General features: G+C 72.1%; 16 protein-coding genes. 3 read left to right on the top strand and 13 right to left on the bottom strand.

Translation table 11 applies throughout. The features are described from left to right. Positions 1 to 35: 35 nt before the first annotated feature. Together ACIBJG_RS28790 and ACIBJG_RS28785 are read right to left on the bottom strand one after the other, a co-directional pair. The gene (locus ACIBJG_RS28790) at positions 36 to 584 is read right to left on the bottom strand and encodes an LURP-one-related/scramblase family protein (protein WP_399311763.1); all 549 of its coding nucleotides are present in this window, start codon (positions 582 to 584) and stop codon (positions 36 to 38) included. A gap of 124 nt (positions 585 to 708) precedes the next feature. Beyond that, positions 709 to 2,235, bottom strand: coding sequence for an alpha/beta fold hydrolase (locus ACIBJG_RS28785; protein WP_399311761.1), 1,527 nt, complete (start codon positions 2,233 to 2,235; stop codon positions 709 to 711). Positions 2,236 to 2,329: 94 nt separating this feature from the next. Between ACIBJG_RS28785 and ACIBJG_RS28780 the strand changes: the two genes are divergently transcribed. After that, a complete protein-coding gene (locus ACIBJG_RS28780; protein WP_399311759.1) occupies positions 2,330 to 3,280 on the top strand; it encodes a MerR family transcriptional regulator in 951 nt (316 codons plus the stop codon). A gap of 35 nt (positions 3,281 to 3,315) precedes the next feature. On the opposite strand, the gene ACIBJG_RS28775 is transcribed toward ACIBJG_RS28780, so the two are convergent. The 9 genes from ACIBJG_RS28775 to ACIBJG_RS28735 all read right to left on the bottom strand — a co-directional run bounded on the left by ACIBJG_RS28775 (position 3,316) and on the right by ACIBJG_RS28735 (position 13,481). Beyond that, a complete protein-coding gene (locus ACIBJG_RS28775; protein ID WP_399311757.1) occupies positions 3,316 to 3,873 on the bottom strand; it encodes a GNAT family N-acetyltransferase in 558 nt (185 codons plus the stop codon). 56 nt (positions 3,874 to 3,929) lie between these two features. Next, complete coding sequence (locus ACIBJG_RS28770; RefSeq protein ID WP_399311755.1) at positions 3,930 to 4,169, bottom strand: DUF1049 domain-containing protein; 240 nt, start codon at positions 4,167 to 4,169, stop codon at positions 3,930 to 3,932. 123 nt (positions 4,170 to 4,292) lie between these two features. Further along, the gene (locus tag ACIBJG_RS28765; RefSeq protein WP_399311813.1) at positions 4,293 to 6,068 is read right to left on the bottom strand and encodes a CocE/NonD family hydrolase; all 1,776 of its coding nucleotides are present in this window, start codon (positions 6,066 to 6,068) and stop codon (positions 4,293 to 4,295) included. A 226-nt stretch (positions 6,069 to 6,294) separates the two neighbouring features. Further along, positions 6,295 to 7,239 carry an LD-carboxypeptidase gene (locus tag ACIBJG_RS28760; RefSeq protein ID WP_399311753.1) on the bottom strand — a complete coding sequence of 315 codons (945 nt, stop codon included), beginning with the start codon at positions 7,237 to 7,239 and terminating at the stop codon, positions 6,295 to 6,297. Continuing rightward, a complete protein-coding gene (locus ACIBJG_RS28755; RefSeq protein ID WP_399311751.1) occupies positions 7,236 to 9,224 on the bottom strand; it encodes a prolyl oligopeptidase family serine peptidase in 1,989 nt (662 codons plus the stop codon). Before ACIBJG_RS28755 ends, ACIBJG_RS28760 begins: the two co-directional genes overlap by 4 nt. Positions 9,225 to 9,244: 20 nt before the next feature. Next, on the bottom strand, positions 9,245 to 10,588 hold the full coding sequence (locus ACIBJG_RS28750; protein ID WP_399311749.1) for a M20/M25/M40 family metallo-hydrolase: 1,344 nt from the start codon (positions 10,586 to 10,588) through the stop codon (positions 9,245 to 9,247). Next, the gene (locus ACIBJG_RS28745; RefSeq protein ID WP_399311747.1) at positions 10,581 to 11,414 is read right to left on the bottom strand and encodes a M55 family metallopeptidase; all 834 of its coding nucleotides are present in this window, start codon (positions 11,412 to 11,414) and stop codon (positions 10,581 to 10,583) included. Before ACIBJG_RS28745 ends, ACIBJG_RS28750 begins: the two co-directional genes overlap by 8 nt. Before the next feature lie 107 nt (positions 11,415 to 11,521). Next, positions 11,522 to 12,448: a ketopantoate reductase family protein gene (locus tag ACIBJG_RS28740; RefSeq protein ID WP_399311745.1), complete on the bottom strand. Its 927-nt coding sequence runs from the start codon at positions 12,446 to 12,448 to the stop codon at positions 11,522 to 11,524. A gap of 55 nt (positions 12,449 to 12,503) precedes the next feature. After that, on the bottom strand, positions 12,504 to 13,481 hold the full coding sequence (locus tag ACIBJG_RS28735) for a zinc-binding alcohol dehydrogenase family protein (protein ID WP_399311743.1): 978 nt from the start codon (positions 13,479 to 13,481) through the stop codon (positions 12,504 to 12,506). 104 nt (positions 13,482 to 13,585) lie between these two features. Here ACIBJG_RS28735 and ACIBJG_RS28730 point away from each other — a divergent pair, with 104 nt between their 5' ends. Beyond that, positions 13,586 to 13,927, top strand: coding sequence for an ArsR/SmtB family transcription factor (locus ACIBJG_RS28730; protein WP_399311741.1), 342 nt, complete (start codon positions 13,586 to 13,588; stop codon positions 13,925 to 13,927). An 82-nt stretch (positions 13,928 to 14,009) separates the two neighbouring features. Here the strand turns inward: ACIBJG_RS28730 and ACIBJG_RS28725 are convergent, their stop codons facing one another. Then, on the bottom strand, positions 14,010 to 15,011 hold the full coding sequence (locus ACIBJG_RS28725; protein WP_399311739.1) for an aldo/keto reductase: 1,002 nt from the start codon (positions 15,009 to 15,011) through the stop codon (positions 14,010 to 14,012). A gap of 138 nt (positions 15,012 to 15,149) precedes the next feature. Between ACIBJG_RS28725 and ACIBJG_RS28720 the strand changes: the two genes are divergently transcribed. Further along, entirely contained in the window at positions 15,150 to 16,040 is an 891-nt protein-coding gene (locus ACIBJG_RS28720; protein ID WP_399311737.1) for a LysR family transcriptional regulator, read from the top strand. A gap of 10 nt (positions 16,041 to 16,050) precedes the next feature. Here ACIBJG_RS28720 and ACIBJG_RS28715 read toward each other — a convergent pair whose 3' ends face one another. Further along, positions 16,051 to 17,067, bottom strand: a complete 1,017-nt coding sequence (locus ACIBJG_RS28715) for a chitinase (protein WP_399311735.1) — start codon at positions 17,065 to 17,067, stop codon at positions 16,051 to 16,053. Between the last annotated feature and the right edge of the window lie 292 nt (positions 17,068 to 17,359).

Here is a 17,359-nt window from a genome sequence, read left to right as displayed (position 1 = left end):
GGACCGTCGTCGGACGGTCCGGCCCGCAGCGCCCGTCAGTCCCCGGGGTGGGCCATCGCGTCGATGGCGACCGCCGCCGCCAGGACGGTGGCGGGGTCGGCACCCGGCCCGACGTCGAGGCCGTAGGTGTCCCGGAGGCGGAACCACTTCTTCGACACCTCGGCCACCTTGTAGCCGTCGCGCTCGATCGTGTATTCGTGGTCGAGGATGTTCCCGACCACGCGCAGGTCCTCGCCTTCCTCCTGCTTGATCCGCCACCGGTCGCGCAGCGGTCCGATGATGGCCTTCTTGACGATGGCCACCCGCTGACCTTCGGCGTCCTCGATCGCCATCGAGTCCTTGATCCTCAGCGGCCGGCTCTGCACCGTCGCGACGCGCCGCCCGTCGCGGTCCTCGATGTGGTAGGTCCGGCGGGCCCGCAGTGCCTTGCCGTTGACCTTGTACTGATGGTCGCCGGACTCGTCGTCGATCCAGTAGTCGTCGCCGATGGAGATCATCTTCTGCTTCATCCGGAAACGGGTCACGCCCTCGCCGTGGTCGAACGCGCGATTGGCGTGACGGCGGTCCTTGCGCTCCTGGAACATCGCACGTCCTTCCCGCCGTCTGTCGAGGGGAGCGGGCCGGGTTCCGTGACGGCAGTCCCACCTTTCCTATCCCGCTCGCGGCGGGCCCGCACCTTCTGGGAAGCGCCTCGGGCCGACCGGTGTCTCAGGCCGACAGGTGCTCCAGCACCGAGCGCATCGCCCGGCGCACCGCCTCGCGCGACTCCTCCGTCAGGTCGAGGGTCTCGAAGGCGTGGCGGCCGTTCGGTACGTCGACCACCTCGACGTCCGCCCCGCACTTCGCGGACGCCTCCAGGAACTCCTCGACGGTGGCGGCGATCCCCGGCGACTCGCGCCCCACCCGTGTGATCACGACGGGCAGCGTGCCCGCGCCCGCCACCGCGTCCGCCGGACGGTACCGGCCGTCCACCGGTCCCCAGGCGGGGAGCGGGACCAGGACCGGATAGGAGGCCGCCAGGCAGCGCAACCAGGCCGGCGGCTGCCTCAGCCAGTCCGCCGCCATCAGGCCGCCGCCCGAGAAGAACCACAGCGCGATCCGGTCCGCGTCCACCCGCGGATCGGCCCGGACCAGCTCCACGGCGGCTGCCACGTCGGCTGCGGCGCGTGGATAGTCGGCCATGTCGTGCAGCCGGTGGTCGAGGGTCACACCGACCACCCCTTCCGCGGCCGCGTACCGCGCGTATCCCTGCGGGGTCGGCCAGTCACGCGGCGTCGGCAGCACGCCGTCGGGCACCGGCCCGCCGTGCACGACCACCAGCGCCGGGAGGGGGCCCTCGGCGTCCGGAACGTAGAGATCCACGTTTCCGTTCCGTTCGCGCGGGAGTTCCGGCACGTCCAGCAGGAACGGCCGCAGGTGCGCGGGCGGCTCCGCCGAACCGGGAGCCACCAGGTGGTGTCCTTCGTCCGCGGCGGCCCGCAGCAGGACATCGGCCAGTTCGGCCGGGAGGGACAGCATCGGCCAGTGCCCGGTGGGAAGTTCGAAGAACGACACCCGGGGATCGGCCAGCGGCAGGAGAACGGGGTCGCCGAAGTCCACCCGCTGCTGGACCAACTCGATACTGGAGCCGTTGGCTTGGCACAGCACCCCGGTGACGGGCAGCCCGGCCGCCTCGCCGGTCAGCCGCAGCGGCTGGAGCAGGGTGCGCACCGGCTGGGGCGAGGCAAGGGCGGTGAGCCGGTCCAGCGCCGCTTCGGGGATGCCGGCGGTGCTGCCCCAGCGCTGCCACTCGTCGCGGCCAGGCGGGGCCAGGCCCGGGTCGGCGCCCTCCGCACCGGCACGCTCGATCACCTCCGCGCGCGCGGACGGGTCCGCGACTGCGGCCAGGGCGGGCATCCCGTCCTGGCCCGGCCCCGTGTCCAGGCAGACGATCCGGCCGATGCGCCCGGCGCGGCGGTCGGCGGCGCCCAGCACCGGGTAGGTGCCGTAGTCGTGGCCGACCAGGACGATCTCCTGGTCCGGGCCGGCCTGCGCGCTCACCGAGTCGACCAGCGCGAGCACGTCCTCGATGTGCGTCTCCAGGTCGATCCCGTCCGTCACGGCGCCTCGCGGCCCGCCGAGACCGGTGAGGGCCGCCGTGTGCACCCCGGCACCCGCCGTGGCCAGGCAGGCAGCGGTGTCCTCCCATACGTGCGCGCCGGTGAACATGCCCGGCACCAGGATGAACTCGGTCATGGTCCTCTCCTCCGTGATCGTTGTCGACGGACCGGACACGATCGCCCGGCCGCCCTCGCCGGTACCGTAGAAGCTCCCTCAGAGGGAGGTTCAAGTGTTCACCTCGCACGACGGCCTGTGCAGCATCGGCGAGCTCGCCGAGAGCGCGGGCGTCACCGTCAAGGCCGTCCGCTTCTACTCCGACAACGGTCTGCTGCCGGAGGCGTCCCGCAGCGTGGGCGGGCATCGCCGTTACGGCCCCGACGCCGTCGGCCGGCTGCGGCTGCTCCGCTCCCTGCGCACCCTCGGGCTGCCGGTGCGCGAGGTGCGCCGCGTACTCGGCGAGGAGGAGGACGCGGCGGGCAGCGTGCTGGAGGGCGCCGTCGCAGGTCAGTTGCGCGAGCTCGGCTCGCAGCTCACCGCGCTGCGGTGGCGGGAGGCGGGGTTGCGGCTGGTGCTGGAGTGCCCGCCCGAGGAGCGGGCCGACCGGTTGCGCCTGGTCGGGGCGGTAGCCACCCCGCCGAACACCGGTGCACTGGCGCGGTTCTGGCGTGCCTGGCTGCCGCCGCGGATGCCGGCCCGGGCGACGGCCGCGTTCCTGGAGGTGGCGGTACCCCAGCCTCCCGACGACCCCGAGCCGGCCCAGGTGCTCGCCTTCGCGCGGCTGTACGCCCTCGTGACCCGCCCGTGCACGGGTGCCGAGCGGCCCCAGCCCGAGGCCCACCATGGCTCGGGGGCCCGTGCGTCCGCCGCTCTGTACGCGGGGCTCGCGCAGGCGTACGAGCTGGCCGGGACACAGCTGCGCCGGGGCGCCGGGCCGCGCCCCGGCGAGGAGCTGGACAGCTTCGTGGACGCGTACGCGAGCGCGTACGGCAGTCGGGACACCCCGGCGTTCCGCCGCCTGCTCGCCGGTCAGCTCGCCGCCGACCCGCGGATCGACCGCTACTGGGAACTGACGGCCGACGTGATCACCGCACCGGGCAGCCCTCTGGAGCCGACCCCCGGGTCCGCGCACGACTGGCTGTTCACCGCGCTGGACGAGCAGACCGCCGCGGCAACGGGCTGAGGCGTGCGGCGGCGCCACGGCACCGGCGCCCGGCGTCAGCGCGTCTGTGCCGTGATCGCCCACCGCTCGTGGTCGCGCCAGGCTCCGTCGATGAACAGGAAGTCGGGCGAAAAGCCCTCCAGCCGGAATCCCGCTCTGCGCACCAGGGCGATCGAGCCCGTGTTGCCGGGCTGGATGTTGGCCTCCAGGCGGTGCAGACCGAGCGGTCCGAAGGCGTGCCCGAGGACGAGGCCGAGCCCCTCGCTCATCAGGCCGCGTCCGGTCGCGTGGGCGAAGCCGCCGTAGCCGATCGCGCCGCAGCGGAATCCGCCCATGACGATGTTGTTGATGTTGATGAACCCGGCGATCGCACCGTCGGCCGGGCTCCCGGCCTCGCCGTGCCGCTCGCACACCAGGAACCCGGACCTCGTCGGGTCCTCGATGAGCGCCCCCGCGTAAGCGGCGTACGCGTCCGGCTCGGCGGGCGGGAACAGCCAGGGCCGGTGCTGCTCCCGGCTCTCCCGGGCACGGGCGGTGAACTCGTCCGCGTCGGCGTGCGTGAAGGGGCGGATCGCCGTGCGCGGACCCTGGGCCAGGTAGGTGGTGTCGGACATCGGGCCAGCGTAGATCGTCGCCGCCCGGCCCGTCGGGGCCGGGCGGCGAAGAGCGCCTACTTCGTGCGCCTGCGGAAGACGTAGGCCCCGCAGGCCATACCGGCCAGGAACATCACGATCAGCCACACGTACAGCGGCATGGTCACCAGCGGGACGATGAGGCGGACCTGGACCTCTTCGGTGTTCTCCGCGATGAACACGATTGACAGGACCGCGATGATGATGACGAGGATGCGGGCCGGTGTGAACGCGCCCGTGCTGCCTTTGCTGCCGCTCGACACATCCTTCGGACTCATGAAGCGGCCCCTTCCTGGGTCTGATGCGCCACCGCCCCCGGAGCACCAGGATGGCTCCATCCGGGTGCCGGGGGGCGGTGCTGTACGGCCATTCGAGTGACGGCCGTGACCCCTGCTACCGCATCACTTCCCCGTGCCGCCGACCACGGGCAGCTCCAGCACTCCGGTGTCCCCGGGCGCGCTGACGACCGTGACGGGCTTGATGCCGCGGTTCCCGAAGTACGCGCTGTCGCTGCCCGCGATCACGAATTCCAGCCGGTGCCCGGCCTCGTACCGATGCACGATCCCCGGCAACTGAACGGTGAAGGGGCGGGTCACGTCGGGCACCCGGACCGGCGAGACGAGCCGGTTGACCAGCGTCCTGGTGCCGTCCGGCGCCACGTCGTACACCTTGGCGAACAGGACGAGCTTGTCGGAGGCGTCCCCGCTGTTCTGTACGCGCTCCGTCTTCGGCGAGACGACCTTCAGTGTGGCCTTCGGGGCCCCGACCACGTCGACCGCGGAGGCGAGCGGGGCGCTGGTCCAGCCGAGGTAGGTGCCCTTGGTGTCGTACGGCTTCGGGTCGGGCAGGCCGACGAGGCCGGCGAGCGAGCTCTCCGAGTGGCTGGTGGGGATCAGCCAGTTGGTGTACTGGCGGCTGCCGCGTGCGACCTTGGAGCGGTTGTCGACGAGCTTGCCGTCGCCGGAGAGGTACATCGTTCGCGTGAGACCGGGGACGGTGTCCGCGGTGCCGTACCCACTCTGCCAGTCGCGGTAGTAGGCGAACTCCGGTCCGGTGTCCGTCGTCTGCTCTTGGCGGAGGTAGCGGTCGAACCAGGCGAGGATGCGCCCGCCGACATAGCTGCTCTCCAGATTGCCCTGGCCCAGGTCGAGTTCGCCGTCCACCTGGCCGCCGCTGTGGCCCCAGGCCTGCCAGATCATCTTGGCCGTGGTGCCCTGCGCCTTGAGCGTCCGGTACGTGGCCGTGGCTTCGTTGAGGTTGAACAGGCTGTCGGCCTGCCCCTGGATCAGGAGGGTGGGCGCCTTGACGCGGTTCAGGTACGAGACCGGCGAGACGCTGCGCGCGTAGTCGAGCATGGCGGCGGTCCTGTCGGCCGGGTAGCGGCCGGAGTTGAGCAGCCGGATGGTGTCGCAGGCCTGCGCGGCGAAGTGGAGACAGTTCAGGCTGTTGAAGCGGGACGGGTCGAGGCCGGGGCTGAGGATCGTCTGCCCCTCCCCCATCAGGTAGAAGCCGTTGGTCCACTGCCATTTGAAGACGCCGACGGTGTCGGAGGAGACGCCCCCGGCCGCGCCGGTGTTGTTGGGCGCGAGCGCGTAGCCGAGGTCGTTCCAGGTGATGAGCGGGACGAGGGCGTCGACGCGGGGGTCGACAGCCGCGGTGGCCATCTGGACGGCTCCGCCGTACGAGCCGCCGATCATGCCGACCGTGGGGTCTCCGGGTCCGTCCTGGGTGACGAAGTCGGCCTCGGTGCCGTCGTCGGCGGCGCGTGTTCCGCCGAGGAAGTCGACGAGCGCGGCCGCCGCCCTGCCGTCCGTCTCCGGGTCGTCGAGCGTGATGAGGCAGCCGGACTTGCCGAAGCCCAGGCCGGAGTAGACGAGTCCGGCGTAGCCGCGCGAGGCGAACGCCTTGCCGATGCCGTCGGTCGAGCCGTCCGACTTGCTGCCGCCGAAGCCGTTGGTGGCGAGGACGGCGGGCACCGGGTGCTGGGCGTCGGCCCCGGCCGGACGGTAGAGGTCGGCGTCCACGGTGCAGGAGCGGCCGCCCGCGGACACGGTGAACTTCAGTGGGGTGACGGTGTATTCGGGCACGGCGGCCGTTCCCGCCTGCGCGGTACCGGCGAGCGCGAGGGGGGCGGCGAGCGCGGCCCCGGCGACGAACGCGAGTGGTTTACGGGACAGAGACTTCGACGACTTCGACGACTTCGACCGGGACCGGAAGCGGGAACCGGAGACAGCACGCGACACGAGGACCTCCACACCGAGGACACCTTACCGACCGGTAAGTTTTGGGCCGCGCCCATGCTGTGACACAGGTCACAGCCCTGTCAACGCCCAGGACGGCGATTCCTGAAGGTTGTTCAGCTTCTTCGCACAACGGCCCCGTTCGGGGCAGCCGCCCGCGCCCTCAGACCAGCGCGGGCACCTCGACCGTGAGCGTGGCCGGACCACCGTCCGCCGGGGCGTCCAGCACGGCCGGGACCCCGAGGGGAATCGTCAGCCCGGTGGGGCCGTGCCCGAAGCCGAGCTCCTCCACGACCGGGACGCCCAGCGGGCCGAGCCGGTCGGCGAGCACCGCCCGGACCTTCTCGTACGGTCCGCAGCCCGCCCAGGAACCGCAGACCACCCCAGCCAGCCCGTCGAGCGCCCCGGCCCTCAGCAGATGGGTGAGGATGCGGTCGATGCTGTACGGGTCCTCGGTGGTGTCCTCGATGACCAGCAGTCCGCCGCGGGCCGAGGTACGGGCGTACGGGGTGGCGAGGTCGGCGGCGAGCAGGCTCACACAGCCGCCGTACGTGATGCCCCGGGCCCGTCCCGGCACCAGAGCCCGCGCGTCGTCGAGCCCCAGCGTCATCACCGTCTCGGGCTCGAACAGGGTGGCACGCAGCGACTCCTGGGTCCGCGGGTCCTTCAGGAAGGCCTCCGTGCCCACCATCGGGCCGTGCAGGGTGGCGAGCCCCGCCCGCAGGGCGAACGCCTCGTGGAGCACGGTGATGTCGCTGTAGCCGACGAAGACCTTCGGCCCGGCGGCCCGCATGGCCGCCCAGTCCACCGGATCGACCATGCGGTGGACCCCGTACCCGCCGCGCGCGCAGATCACCGCGTCGACGGACGGATCGCACCACGCGTCCTGGAGGTCCCGGGCCCTCATCTCGTCCGTACCGGCGAGGTACTCCAACTCCGGGTGCACGTCCAGCACGTGCGGCATCACCACCGGGTCGAGCCCCCAGCCGCGCAGGACGTCGAGGCCGGGCTCCAGCCGGTCGACGGGCACCGGGCCGCTCGGGGAGACGACGGCGACCCTGGCGCCCGCGCGCAGCCGGGCGGGGCGGGTCAGGGGGGCGAGGGTCACTTCTTCAGCTCCAGGCGGGGTACGTCGGTCCGGTCGATGCCGAAGGTCTGGGCGTACAGGGAGAGTTCGGCCTCCAGGGCGCTGATCATGGTCTCGGCGCGCCGGAATCCGTGCCCCTCGCCCGGGTAGGTGAGGTAGGCGTGCGGGATGCCGCGCCCCTGGACCGCCGCCAGGAAGCGCTCGCACTGCACGGGCGGGCAGATCGGGTCGTCCTCCCCCTGGAGGAGCAGGAAGGGGGTGGTGAGGCCGTCGGTGCGGCTGATCGGGGACCGTTCGCGGTAGCGGTCGGGGACCTCGGCGAGCGGACCGACCAGCGACTCCAGGTACTGCGACTCGAAGTCGTGGGTCTCGTCGGTGCCCCAGCCGGTCAGGTCCAGGATGGGGTAGATGATCGTGCCGCAGGCGTAGACGTCGGTCCCGGTCAGCGAGGCGGCGGTGGTCCATCCGCCGGCGCTGCCGCCGCGGACGGCGAGCCGGCGGGGGTCGGCCGTCCCCTCGGCGGCGAGCGCCCCGGCGACGGCGGCGCAGTCCTCCACGTCGACGATGCCCCACTGCTCCCGCAGCCGGTTGCGGTAGGCCCGGCCGTAGCCGGTGGAGCCGCCGTAGTTGACCTCGGCGACACCGATGCCGCGCGAGGTGAAGTAGGCGATCTCCAGGTCGAGCACGAGGGCCGCGTGGCCGGTCGGGCCACCGTGCGCCCACACCACGTAGGGCGGCAGCTCGTCGGCCGGGCCCGTCCGGTCGGGGCTGTGCGGCGGGTAGACCTGGGCGTGGATCTCCCGGCCGCCGGGGCCGGTGAACGTGCGGACGACGGGCACGGGGTAGTACGACGGGTCGACCGCGTCCTCGTGCGGTGCGCCGATGATCCGGGTGTGCCCGGTCGCCGTGTCCAGCTCCACGATCTCGTACGCGCTGCGCGGGCTCGCCGCGATGCCGATGACGCGGCTGCCCTGCACGGCCAGGGTCTCGGCCCATTCGGTCCAGGGCCCCGCGATGTCGACGAGGTCGCCCGTCTCCGGGTCGAGGATGCCGAGCGTCGTGGATCCCCTGCCGTGGAGCGCGGCGATCAGTCCGTTGCCCAGCGGGCAGAACCAGTTGAGCCCGAGCTTCCACAGCGGCCCGGCGAACTCCTCCTCGCGGGGGCAGAGCGCGTCGACGGCGCCACTGTCGGGATCGCCGCGGTAGAGGTTCCACCACCCGCTGCGGTCGCTGGCGAACAGCAGCTGTCCGCCGGCCGTCCACCGGATCTGCGGAACGGATTCCTCCGGGCCGCCCACGAAACTCCGGACGTCGTGGAACGTGCCGTCCTCGCCGATGCCGGCGTGCATCACCTCGGTCCCGTCCCACGGCATCCGCGGGTGGTCCCAGGCGATCCAGGCCGCGCGCCGACCGTCGGCCGAGACCTCGGGGGCGGTGACGAACCGGTGGCGGCCGTCGGAGAGTTCGCGCACCGCGGACCGGTCACCGGCTGCCGAGCCGTCCAGCGGCACGGCGGCGATCACGCGGCGCAGCTCGGTGGGCGCCTCGCCGGTGAACTCCTCCAGGACGCACCAGACCTCGCCCGCCGCGCCCCGGTCCGTGTGCAGTCGCGGATCGGCCCAGCGCAGTCCTCCGCCGATCACGGAGACGGGCGTCAGGGGCCACGGATCGCGGGGCCCGTCGGGGGCGTAGGCGTACAGCCGCTGGTCGTCGAAGTGGACGAAGACGATCAGCGGGCCGCCCTCGGCGCGTTCGGTGCCGGCCCAGGGCCTTCCGCCGTACTCGATGACGCGGCTGCGGACGTTCCACGGCGCGGGCAGTTCCGCGGTGGTGCCGTCCGCCGACCGGCGGATCAGCGCGCGCCGGCCGGCCTGGGCAGGGCGCGGCTCCGTCCACCACAACTCGTCGCCGACCGCTCCGACGTATTCGGGGCGGCCGTCGTGGGAGGCGGCCAGTGCGGCGTCGATCGGTGACGGCCAGTTTCCGTAGGCCTGCGTGGATACCATGATCAATTCCCCCGAGTGGTTCAGGCGGTGCGCAGATAGTGGTCCAGGACCCGGACGCCGAAGTGCAGTGCCTCGACGGGGACGCGCTCGTCCACGCCGTGGAAGAGGGCCTGGTAGTCGAAGCCGACGGGCAGTTTCAGCGGCGAGAAGCCGTAGCCGGTGATGCCGAGCCGGGAGAACTGCTTGGCGTCGGTGCCGCCGGACATGCTGTACGGCACGGCGTGGCCGTCCGGGTCGAACTGCTCGACGGCCGCGCGGAGTTTGGCGAACGTGGGCGAGTCGACGGGCGCCTGGAGCGGCACCTCGCGGTGGTGGAACTCCCAGTCGACCGAGGGGCCGGTAAGCCGGTCCAGCGTGGCGCGGAACTCGTCCTCACCGCCGGGGACCATCCGGCCGTCGATGTAGGCGGTGGCGTGGCCCGGGATCACGTTGACCTTGTAACCGGCTTCCAGCATCGTCGGGTTGGAGCTGTTGCGGACGGTGGGCGCGACGAGGTCGGCGGCCGGGCCGATCTTGCCGAGGAGTTCGTCCACGTCGAAGCCGGGGGCGTCGAGGTCGGGGTGGATGCCGTGCAGGGCGGCGATCTCGGTGAGTGCGGCCCGGACCGTGGGAGTGAGCCGCACCGGCCATTCGTGGTCGCCGATCCGGGCGACGGCGGCGGCGAGCGTGCTGACGGCGTTGGCGTGGTTGACCTTGGAGCCGTGCCCCGCCTTGCCGTGGGCGGTGAGCTTGAGCCATCCGGTGCCGCGTTCGCCCGCGGCGATGGGGTAGAGCGGCAGGTTCGGCCCGGCGTGGAAGGTGAAGGCGCCGGACTCGCTGATGCCTTCCGTACACCCCTCGAAGAGTGCGGCGTGCTGGTCGGCGAGGAAGCCGGAGCCGTCGTCGGCGCTGGCCTCCTCGTCCGCGGTGTACGCGATCACGATGTCGCGGCGGGGGCGGATGCCGGCCCTCGCCCAGTACCGGACGACGGCGAGGACCATCGCGTCCATGTTCTTCATGTCGATGGCGCCGCGGCCCCAGACGACTCCGTCGCGCACCTCGCCGGAGAAGGGGTGCACGGTCCAGTCGTCGGCCTCCGCGGGCACCACGTCCAGGTGACCGTGGACCAGGAGCGCATCCGCGGACGGGTCGGTGCCCGGGATCCGCGCGACCACGTTGGTGCGGCCGGGGGTGCGCTCCAGCATCGCCGGTTCGAGTCCGGCGGCGGCCAGCCGCTCGGCGACGTACTCGGCGGCAGGGCGTTCGTGGCAGTCGCCGCCGCCCCGGTTGGTGGTGTCGATGCGGATCAGTTCGGAGGTGAACGTCACCGATTCGTCGAGCGCGAGGGCGTCGACGCTGTCCTTGGGGGTGCTCGCCTCAGCCATACTGTTCCTCCACGGCGGACGACACGATGGTCGTCACCGCCTTGAACGTGCGGATTCCTTCGTACATCGTCGCGCTCGTGTAGGCGACACGCCTCTCGCCGGAGGGCGCCACGCCGGGCACGACGGTGGCCGCGGCGGCCAGGTGCTCTGCGTCGAACTCCAGCTCCACGGTGAACGGCCCGCCGTCCACCGGCGTGTACCGCCCGGCGAGCGCGGCCGCCTCCTTGGCCGCCGCACGGATGTCGGCGGCGGTACGGGCGGGGGTGCGGCAGACCGCGGCGTAGCGCGACACGTAGTCCTTGACGGCTACCGTCCGGGCGTCGGGGGCGTACCCCTCGGCGTCCACGCAGGTCAGGTCGTCGCCGGTGACGAGGACGACGGGGACGCCGTACTCCGCGGCCACATGGGCGTTGAGCAGCCCTTCGCTGGCCCTGACCCCGTTCACCCACACGCCGGTGATGGAGTTGGCCAGGTAGGTGTGGGCCAGGACACCCTCCGTACCGGCGCCCGTGTGGTAGCCGATGAAGGCCACGGCGTCGACGTCACCGTGCTGGATGCCCTCCACCATGCTCAGCGACTTGTGCCTGCCGGTGAGCATCTGGACCCGGTCGTCGAGCTGCTCCAGCAGCAGGTTGCGCATGGTCCAGTGGGCCTCGTTGACGAGCACCTCGTCGGCGCCCCCGTCGTAGAAACCGAGGGCGGCCGCGTTGACGTCCGAGGTGAAAAGGGAGCGGCACCGCTCCCACTGCGGTGTGCCGGGCAGCACATCGGCCGGCCAGGTCACGCCGGTGGCGCCTTCCATGTCGGCGCTGACGAGGATCTTCATGCGGCCACACGGTACGCGCCGATGAACGCGCAGGCCAGGGCCGCCGGGACCTCCAGAGGTCCATGCCATTGAAGGCCGCCGGCCCTGGTGCGCAGGTCGGGAGATTTTCAGCCGGCGGAAGCGGTGCGGTGTTCGTGGACGCGCAGGTTCAGCGTGACGAGGTCGAGCAGCGGCGTGTCGACGGACAGGGTGCGGGCCCGGTCCACGAGGTCACCGAAGACCTGCTCGGCCTCGGTCGGGGCACCCTGGGCCACGTCGCGGTACAACGAGGCGGTGAGCGGCGATCCGTCCGTGGTGAGCATCGCCGCCACCGCGTCGAGCTCCTTCTCCCGCACGGGGTGGCCGGCGGCGGCCGCGACGGCGGCGCACTCGGCCAGGAGGGCGGTCACGAAGCCCTGCCCGCCGGGAACGGCGCGGACGTCGCCGACCGTGCCGCGCATCAGGCAGGTCAGCCCTGCCAGGGTGCTGATGAACACCCACTTGCTCCACATCGCGGCGACGATGTCGCGGGACCGGTGCGTGTCGATGCCCGCGTCGGTGAGGAGGGCGGCGATCGCCTCCACCCGCTCGGACGTGCCGTCGTGCTGCTCGCCGATCGTCAGGCTGGCGACCGGGGCGAGACGTACGATGTCGCCTTCGGCGTTCAGTGTCGTGATGATCCTGGCGACACCTCCCAGCACCGCCTTCTCCCCGAAGCGGTCGTTGAGCCGTGCCAGGTGCGCCATTCCGTTGAGCAGGGGCACGATGGCGGTCTCCGGTCCGACGGCCGGCGCGATGTCGTCGAGCGCCCCGTCCAGGGCGGTCGCCTTCACCGAGAGCAGCACCACGTCGTACGGCCCGGACAGTCGGTCCTCGGTGACGAGCCGGGGCGTGACCGTCTCCTCCTCCCCCAGCCCGGTGATGCGCAGCCCCCGCTCACGGAGGACCGCGGCGCGGCGCGGACGGACCAGGAAGGTGACGTCCTTGCCCGCCTGCGCGAGCCGGGCGCCGAAGTAGCCACCGGTGGCTCCTGCCCCTACGACGAGAATCTTCATGTACGTGTACCTTCCGGGGTCCGTGATCAAGGTTCGGCGGGGAGGACGGGACCGCTCAAGCGTCGATACGCAGGACCAGCTTGCCGGTCGACGTACGCCCCTCCATCAGCAGGTGCGCGTCGGCGGCGTCCGCCAGCGCGAACTCGGCCGTCACCGGAAGGTCGACGTGCCCGTCGGTCACGGTACGGAAGGCACGCTCCGCGACGGTACGCAGGGTGGCGGGGTCGTTCGCGGCCAGCTCCAGGATGGAGAAGCCGGCCACCGACCTGCTGCCCGGGTAGAGCTCGTTCTGCCCGACGCTCCAGGGCTGTGCGCCGCTCGCGTTGCCGAAGGAGACCAGGCGCCCGAAGACGGCGAGCGCGTCGATGCCGCGGCGCAGCGTGTCCCCGCCGACGGGGTCGAGCACCAGGTCGACGCCCCGGCCGCCGGTGGCGCGGCGGACCTCGTCGGGGAAGGTGTCGCCGACGAACACCTCGTCGTAGCCGTGAGCGAGGGCGTACGCGGCCTTGGCGGTCGAGGACACCACGCCGTACACGGCCCCGGCGCCCGCGGCCCTGGCCAGTTGTCCGGCCACCGTGCCGATTCCTCCGGCCGCGCCCTGCACCAGCACGCTCTCTCCGGCCCGCAGTCGGCCGACCTCGTGCAGCAGGGCGTGGGCGGTCGGCAGCACGGTGGGCAGGGTGGCGCCGGTGCGCAGATCGACGCCGTCGGGGAGCGGGAAGACGGTCGCGGCCGGCGCCGCCACCACGTCGGCGTATCCGCCGCCGTCGAGGAACGCGGCGACCTCCTGCCCGGGGCTCAGCCCCTCGGTCCCCTCACCGACGGCCCGCACCCGGCCCGAGACCTCCAGGCCCGGCACGAAGGGCAGTTCGGGTACCCGGTACCCGACGGACCTGGCCTTGAGGTCGGCGAAGTTGACGCCCGCGTAGGCGACGTCGATGGTGACCTGACCGGCGCCGGGCTCGGGGGTGTCCGTCTCGACAACGGTCAGCACCTCGGGCCCGCCGTACTCCTTGAACTCGATCGCACGCATGACGGACCGCCCCCTGCGAGAAGTGTTCAACGAAAAGCGACCACTCGGAGTGTAAGATATTCATCGAACACTCAGCAAGGGGCCACGGACACGGGGAGCGCACCATGCCCAACCAGCCTGCGGGCAGCGGACATCGCGCCGCTCCGGTCCACACGGACCCCGCGGAGGTCTCCATGCTCGGAGCCCTGTCCGCACTGGCCGATCCGGTCCGCCTCCAGCTGGTGCGCGACCTGGCGGGCTCCGAGGACTGGACGCGCAGCTGCGGCAGCTTCGACGTACCCGTCGGCAAGGCCGCACTCAGCCATCACTTCGCGGTGCTGCGGGGCGCAGGCCTGGTGGAACAGCGCGACATGGGGCCGAAACGGCTCAACCGCCTGCGCCGCGAGGAGTTCGGGGCCCGCTTCCCTGGCCTGCTGGATCTGCTGCTGCGGGCGGACACCGTCTGAGACGGACCTCGCCGACAGAACCATCGACACACACGAAAGAGGCCGGCGCCCCCCGCAACGAGGGGCGCCGGCCGTCCTTCGTTCAGCGGCGCTTCGCGCCCTTCAGCAGCTTCTCGATCCTGGCGAGTTCCTTGTCGCTGAAATCAAGGTTACGGATCGCCTCGACGCTGTTCTCCAGCTGGGCGACGCTGCTCGCACCGACCACCGCCGAGGTGACCCGGCCGCCGCGCAGCACCCAGGCCAGCGCCATCTGGGCCAGCGACTGGCCGCGGTCGGAGGCCAGTTGGTCCAGCTCGCGGAGCCGGCCGACGAGTTCCGGGGTGACCGAGTCGGCCGACAGGAACGGGCTGCTGCCCGCCGCGCGTGAGCCCTCCGGGATGCCGCGGAGGTAGCGGTCCGAGAGGATGCCCTGTTCCAGCGGCGAGTACGCGATGGAGCCGACGCCCAGCTCGTCCAGGACCGTGAGCAGACCGTCCTCGACCCAGCGGTCCAGCATCGAGTAGCGCGGCTGGTGGATGAGCAACGGGGTGCCGAGGTCCTTCAGGATCCGGGCGGCCTCCCGCGTCTGCTCAGCCGAGTAGTTGGAGACGCCCACGTACAGCGCCTTGCCCTGCTGCACCGCCGAGTGGAGGGCGCCCATCGTCTCTTCGAGCGGGGTCTGAGGGTCCGGCCGGTGGGAGTAGAAGATGTCGACGTAGTCGAGGCCGAGGCGAGTGAGGCTCTGGTCCAGCGAGGAGAGGAGGTTCTTGCGCGAGCCCCACTCCCCGTACGGGCCGTCCCACATCAGGTAGCCCGCCTTGGTGGACACGATGATCTCGTCCCGGTGCCGGGCGAAGTCCGTCGCCAGCGCGCGGCCCATCGCCGTCTCGGCGGAGCCGGGCGGCGGGCCGTAGTTGTTGGCCAGGTCGAAGTGGGTGATGCCGAGGTCGAACGCCCGGCGGAGGATCTGCCCCTGGGACTCCGGCGTCCGGTCACCGCCGAAGTTGTGCCACAGACCGAGCGAGAGGGCGGGCAGCTTCAGGCCGCTGCGCCCGGTGCGCCGATAGGGCATGTCCTGGTAGCGGTCGGCGGACGGGATGTACATGCGGGCTCCACGGGAGAGATCGGTCGTTCCGGTTCACGACGAGGTACGGGTACGACGTGTGGGGTCCAGGCTCGCTCACAACGATCCAGCAGTCCAACAGGAGATTCCGCTGGGATTCAGCGCCTATATTTCTCAATCATGGAGTTGCGTCAGCTGGAACACTTCGTCGCCGTCGCGCAGGAGCAGCATTTCACCCGGGCCGCCGAGCGCGTCGCCGTGTCGCAGTCCGGCCTGTCCGCCTCCGTCCGGGCCCTGGAGCAGGAACTGCGGACCCCTCTGTTCAGCCGGACCACCCGCAGTGTGCGGCTGACCGAGGCCGGGCGCGCGCTGCTGGTGGAGGCCGAACGCACCCTGGCGGGCGCGCGGGCGGCGAAGGACGCCGTCGACGCCGTACGGGGGCTGCTGCGCGGGACCCTGTCGGTGGGCGTGGAGCAGTGCGTGGCCGGGCTGAACCTGCCGCGGCTGCTCGCCGCCTTCCACCGCGAGCACCCGCACATGGAGATCCGGCTCCGCCAGGAGGGAACGACGAACCTGGTCGACGGGGTGGCCGGCGGGCGGCTCGACATCGCCTTCGCCGCGACGGTCTCCCCCGTGGAATGGCGCGGCGAGCTGGTCCCGCTGGCCCGCGAGCCCATGGTCCTGCTGTGCGCACCCGGCCACCGGCTGGCCGCGGCGGACCGGGTCGGGTGGGACGAGCTGGCCGGTGAGGCGTTCATCGACTTCCATCCGGACTTCGGGCCGCGCCGCGCCGCCGACGAGGGGTTCGCGGCCGCACGGGTGCGCCGCACGGTGGCGCTGGAGGTCAACGACGTACACAGCCTGCTGGAGCTGGTGCGCGAGGGGCTCGGCATCGCGGTGGTGCCGCACCACTTCTCCCGCAAGCCCGAGGCGCGGTGCCTGGTGGCGGTGGAGCTCGACGGGACGGACCAGCCCTCCTACGAGAGCGTCGTGGTGCTCCCGGCAGCACGGGCGATGAGCCCGGGGGCGCGGGCGCTGATGGCGCTCGTACGGGAGGGGACCGCGCACTGAGGTATGGCGGTCAGCCGCTCAGCGCCTCGGCGAACGCCCCGGCCTCCTGCGCGACCCCACTGCAGCTGTCGCTCGCCTTCGACGTGTCCTCGTCCGTGCACGGCCGGTCCCGGAACGCCGCCCACATCGAGAGGGCGCCCACCCCCTGGCGCCTGGCGAAGGAGTGCAGGGACACCGCGTCGGCCAGGGTGAGGGTCTCCCCGGCCACGTCGTTGACGCCGATCATCACCGTGATGTGCAGCGCCCGCCAGGCCTCCGCGTCGGACAGCCCGAGGAGATCCGCGACCTGGTCATGGGCCGCCGAGGCCGCCTGCTCCGCGTAGTCGCCCATGTCGCCGTCGTCGGACGAGCTGTAGTTCATCGCCATGACGTTCACCGCGGAGACGTCGACGCCCTCGGCCACGGCGTCGTCGAGGACGGCCGTCCCGCTCGCCTCCAGGCCGTCGGGCATGACGGGCAGCGTGTACGTGACGTCCAGGTCCCGCTCCTGCTGGAGCAGGTGCAGGGCCTCGTTGCGCCGGGTGACGGACGCGTTGTCGGTGAGCGCGTCGCCTTCGATGTCGAAGTCCGCCTTGGCCGCGCCGACCGCGTCGAGCACCTCCCCGTACGCGCCGGCGAGTTCCTGTGCACTGTCGCAGGCGAGGGCCGGCTCGGTACCCGCGGCGCCGCCGAAGGAGACCCGGACGTCCGCACCGGACGCGGTGAGTGCCGCGACGCGCGCGACGACCGCAGAGTCGGTGGCCGCCGCGCTGCCGCCCCAGAGCGGGGTGCAGGCATCCCCGTCGGCGACCACGAAGGCGAGGTTGTACGTGTCGGGGGAACCTGCCGCGTCCGTGTCGGAGGCGGTGGTGGCGCTGACGTACGGGGTGTACGCCGTGGCTGTGCCGGCGGAGGCGGTGGTGGCCGGGCGGGGGGCCGACGCCGCGCCCTGGTCCGCCGCGGTGCCGGTCGCACAGCCGGCACAGGCCACCGCGAGCGCGGCGAGTCCGGCAAGGGAAGCGGTCACCCGGGACGGAGGCGTACGCATGATGTTTGCACCTGCTCTCGGTGAAAGATGTCCCGAAACCGGGGCACAGAGGGGCGGGAACACCCAGAACCTCTCACACGAATCCGTCCACCCATACACAGGAAACTCATGGCCGGAACAGGTGGAAGCGTGCGTGCGTCTGGGCAACCACCTTGAGAACCTGGCATGTTGGGTGAATCATCGAGTCCACTCCGCACGCTTCGGAGCCGCCGTTCTCAAAGCCCATCGACAGCCGGCACGCGTATCCACAGCGCCCACCCAGCAAAGCGCCAGACTTCGCACATAGCCGTTG

Origin of the sequence: Streptomyces sp. NPDC050422, assembly GCF_044458665.1 — a bacterium.
In the GTDB taxonomy this organism is placed as follows: domain Bacteria; phylum Actinomycetota; class Actinomycetes; order Streptomycetales; family Streptomycetaceae; genus Streptomyces.
The sequence above is the reverse complement of the archived record's forward strand: the minus strand, read 5'-3'. Positions and strand labels throughout refer to the sequence as shown.

Coding starts and splice junctions, on each gene's coding strand:
- ACIBJG_RS28790 (WP_399311763.1), bottom strand. CDS start 584: ATGTTCCAGGAGCGCAAGGACCGCCGTCACGCCAATCGCGCGTTCGAC.
- ACIBJG_RS28785 (WP_399311761.1), bottom strand. CDS start 2,235: ATGACCGAGTTCATCCTGGTGCCGGGCATGTTCACCGGCGCGCACGTA.
- ACIBJG_RS28775 (WP_399311757.1), bottom strand. CDS start 3,873: ATGTCCGACACCACCTACCTGGCCCAGGGTCCGCGCACGGCGATCCGC.
- ACIBJG_RS28770 (WP_399311755.1), bottom strand. CDS start 4,169: ATGAGTCCGAAGGATGTGTCGAGCGGCAGCAAAGGCAGCACGGGCGCG.
- ACIBJG_RS28755 (WP_399311751.1), bottom strand. CDS start 9,224: ATGGTATCCACGCAGGCCTACGGAAACTGGCCGTCACCGATCGACGCC.
- ACIBJG_RS28750 (WP_399311749.1), bottom strand. CDS start 10,588: ATGGCTGAGGCGAGCACCCCCAAGGACAGCGTCGACGCCCTCGCGCTC.
- ACIBJG_RS28745 (WP_399311747.1), bottom strand. CDS start 11,414: ATGAAGATCCTCGTCAGCGCCGACATGGAAGGCGCCACCGGCGTGACC.
- ACIBJG_RS28740 (WP_399311745.1), bottom strand. CDS start 12,448: ATGAAGATTCTCGTCGTAGGGGCAGGAGCCACCGGTGGCTACTTCGGC.
- ACIBJG_RS28735 (WP_399311743.1), bottom strand. CDS start 13,481: ATGCGTGCGATCGAGTTCAAGGAGTACGGCGGGCCCGAGGTGCTGACC.
- ACIBJG_RS28730 (WP_399311741.1), top strand. CDS start 13,586: ATGCCCAACCAGCCTGCGGGCAGCGGACATCGCGCCGCTCCGGTCCAC.
- ACIBJG_RS28725 (WP_399311739.1), bottom strand. CDS start 15,011: ATGTACATCCCGTCCGCCGACCGCTACCAGGACATGCCCTATCGGCGC.
- ACIBJG_RS28720 (WP_399311737.1), top strand. CDS start 15,150: ATGGAGTTGCGTCAGCTGGAACACTTCGTCGCCGTCGCGCAGGAGCAG.
- ACIBJG_RS28715 (WP_399311735.1), bottom strand. CDS start 17,067: ATGCGTACGCCTCCGTCCCGGGTGACCGCTTCCCTTGCCGGACTCGCC.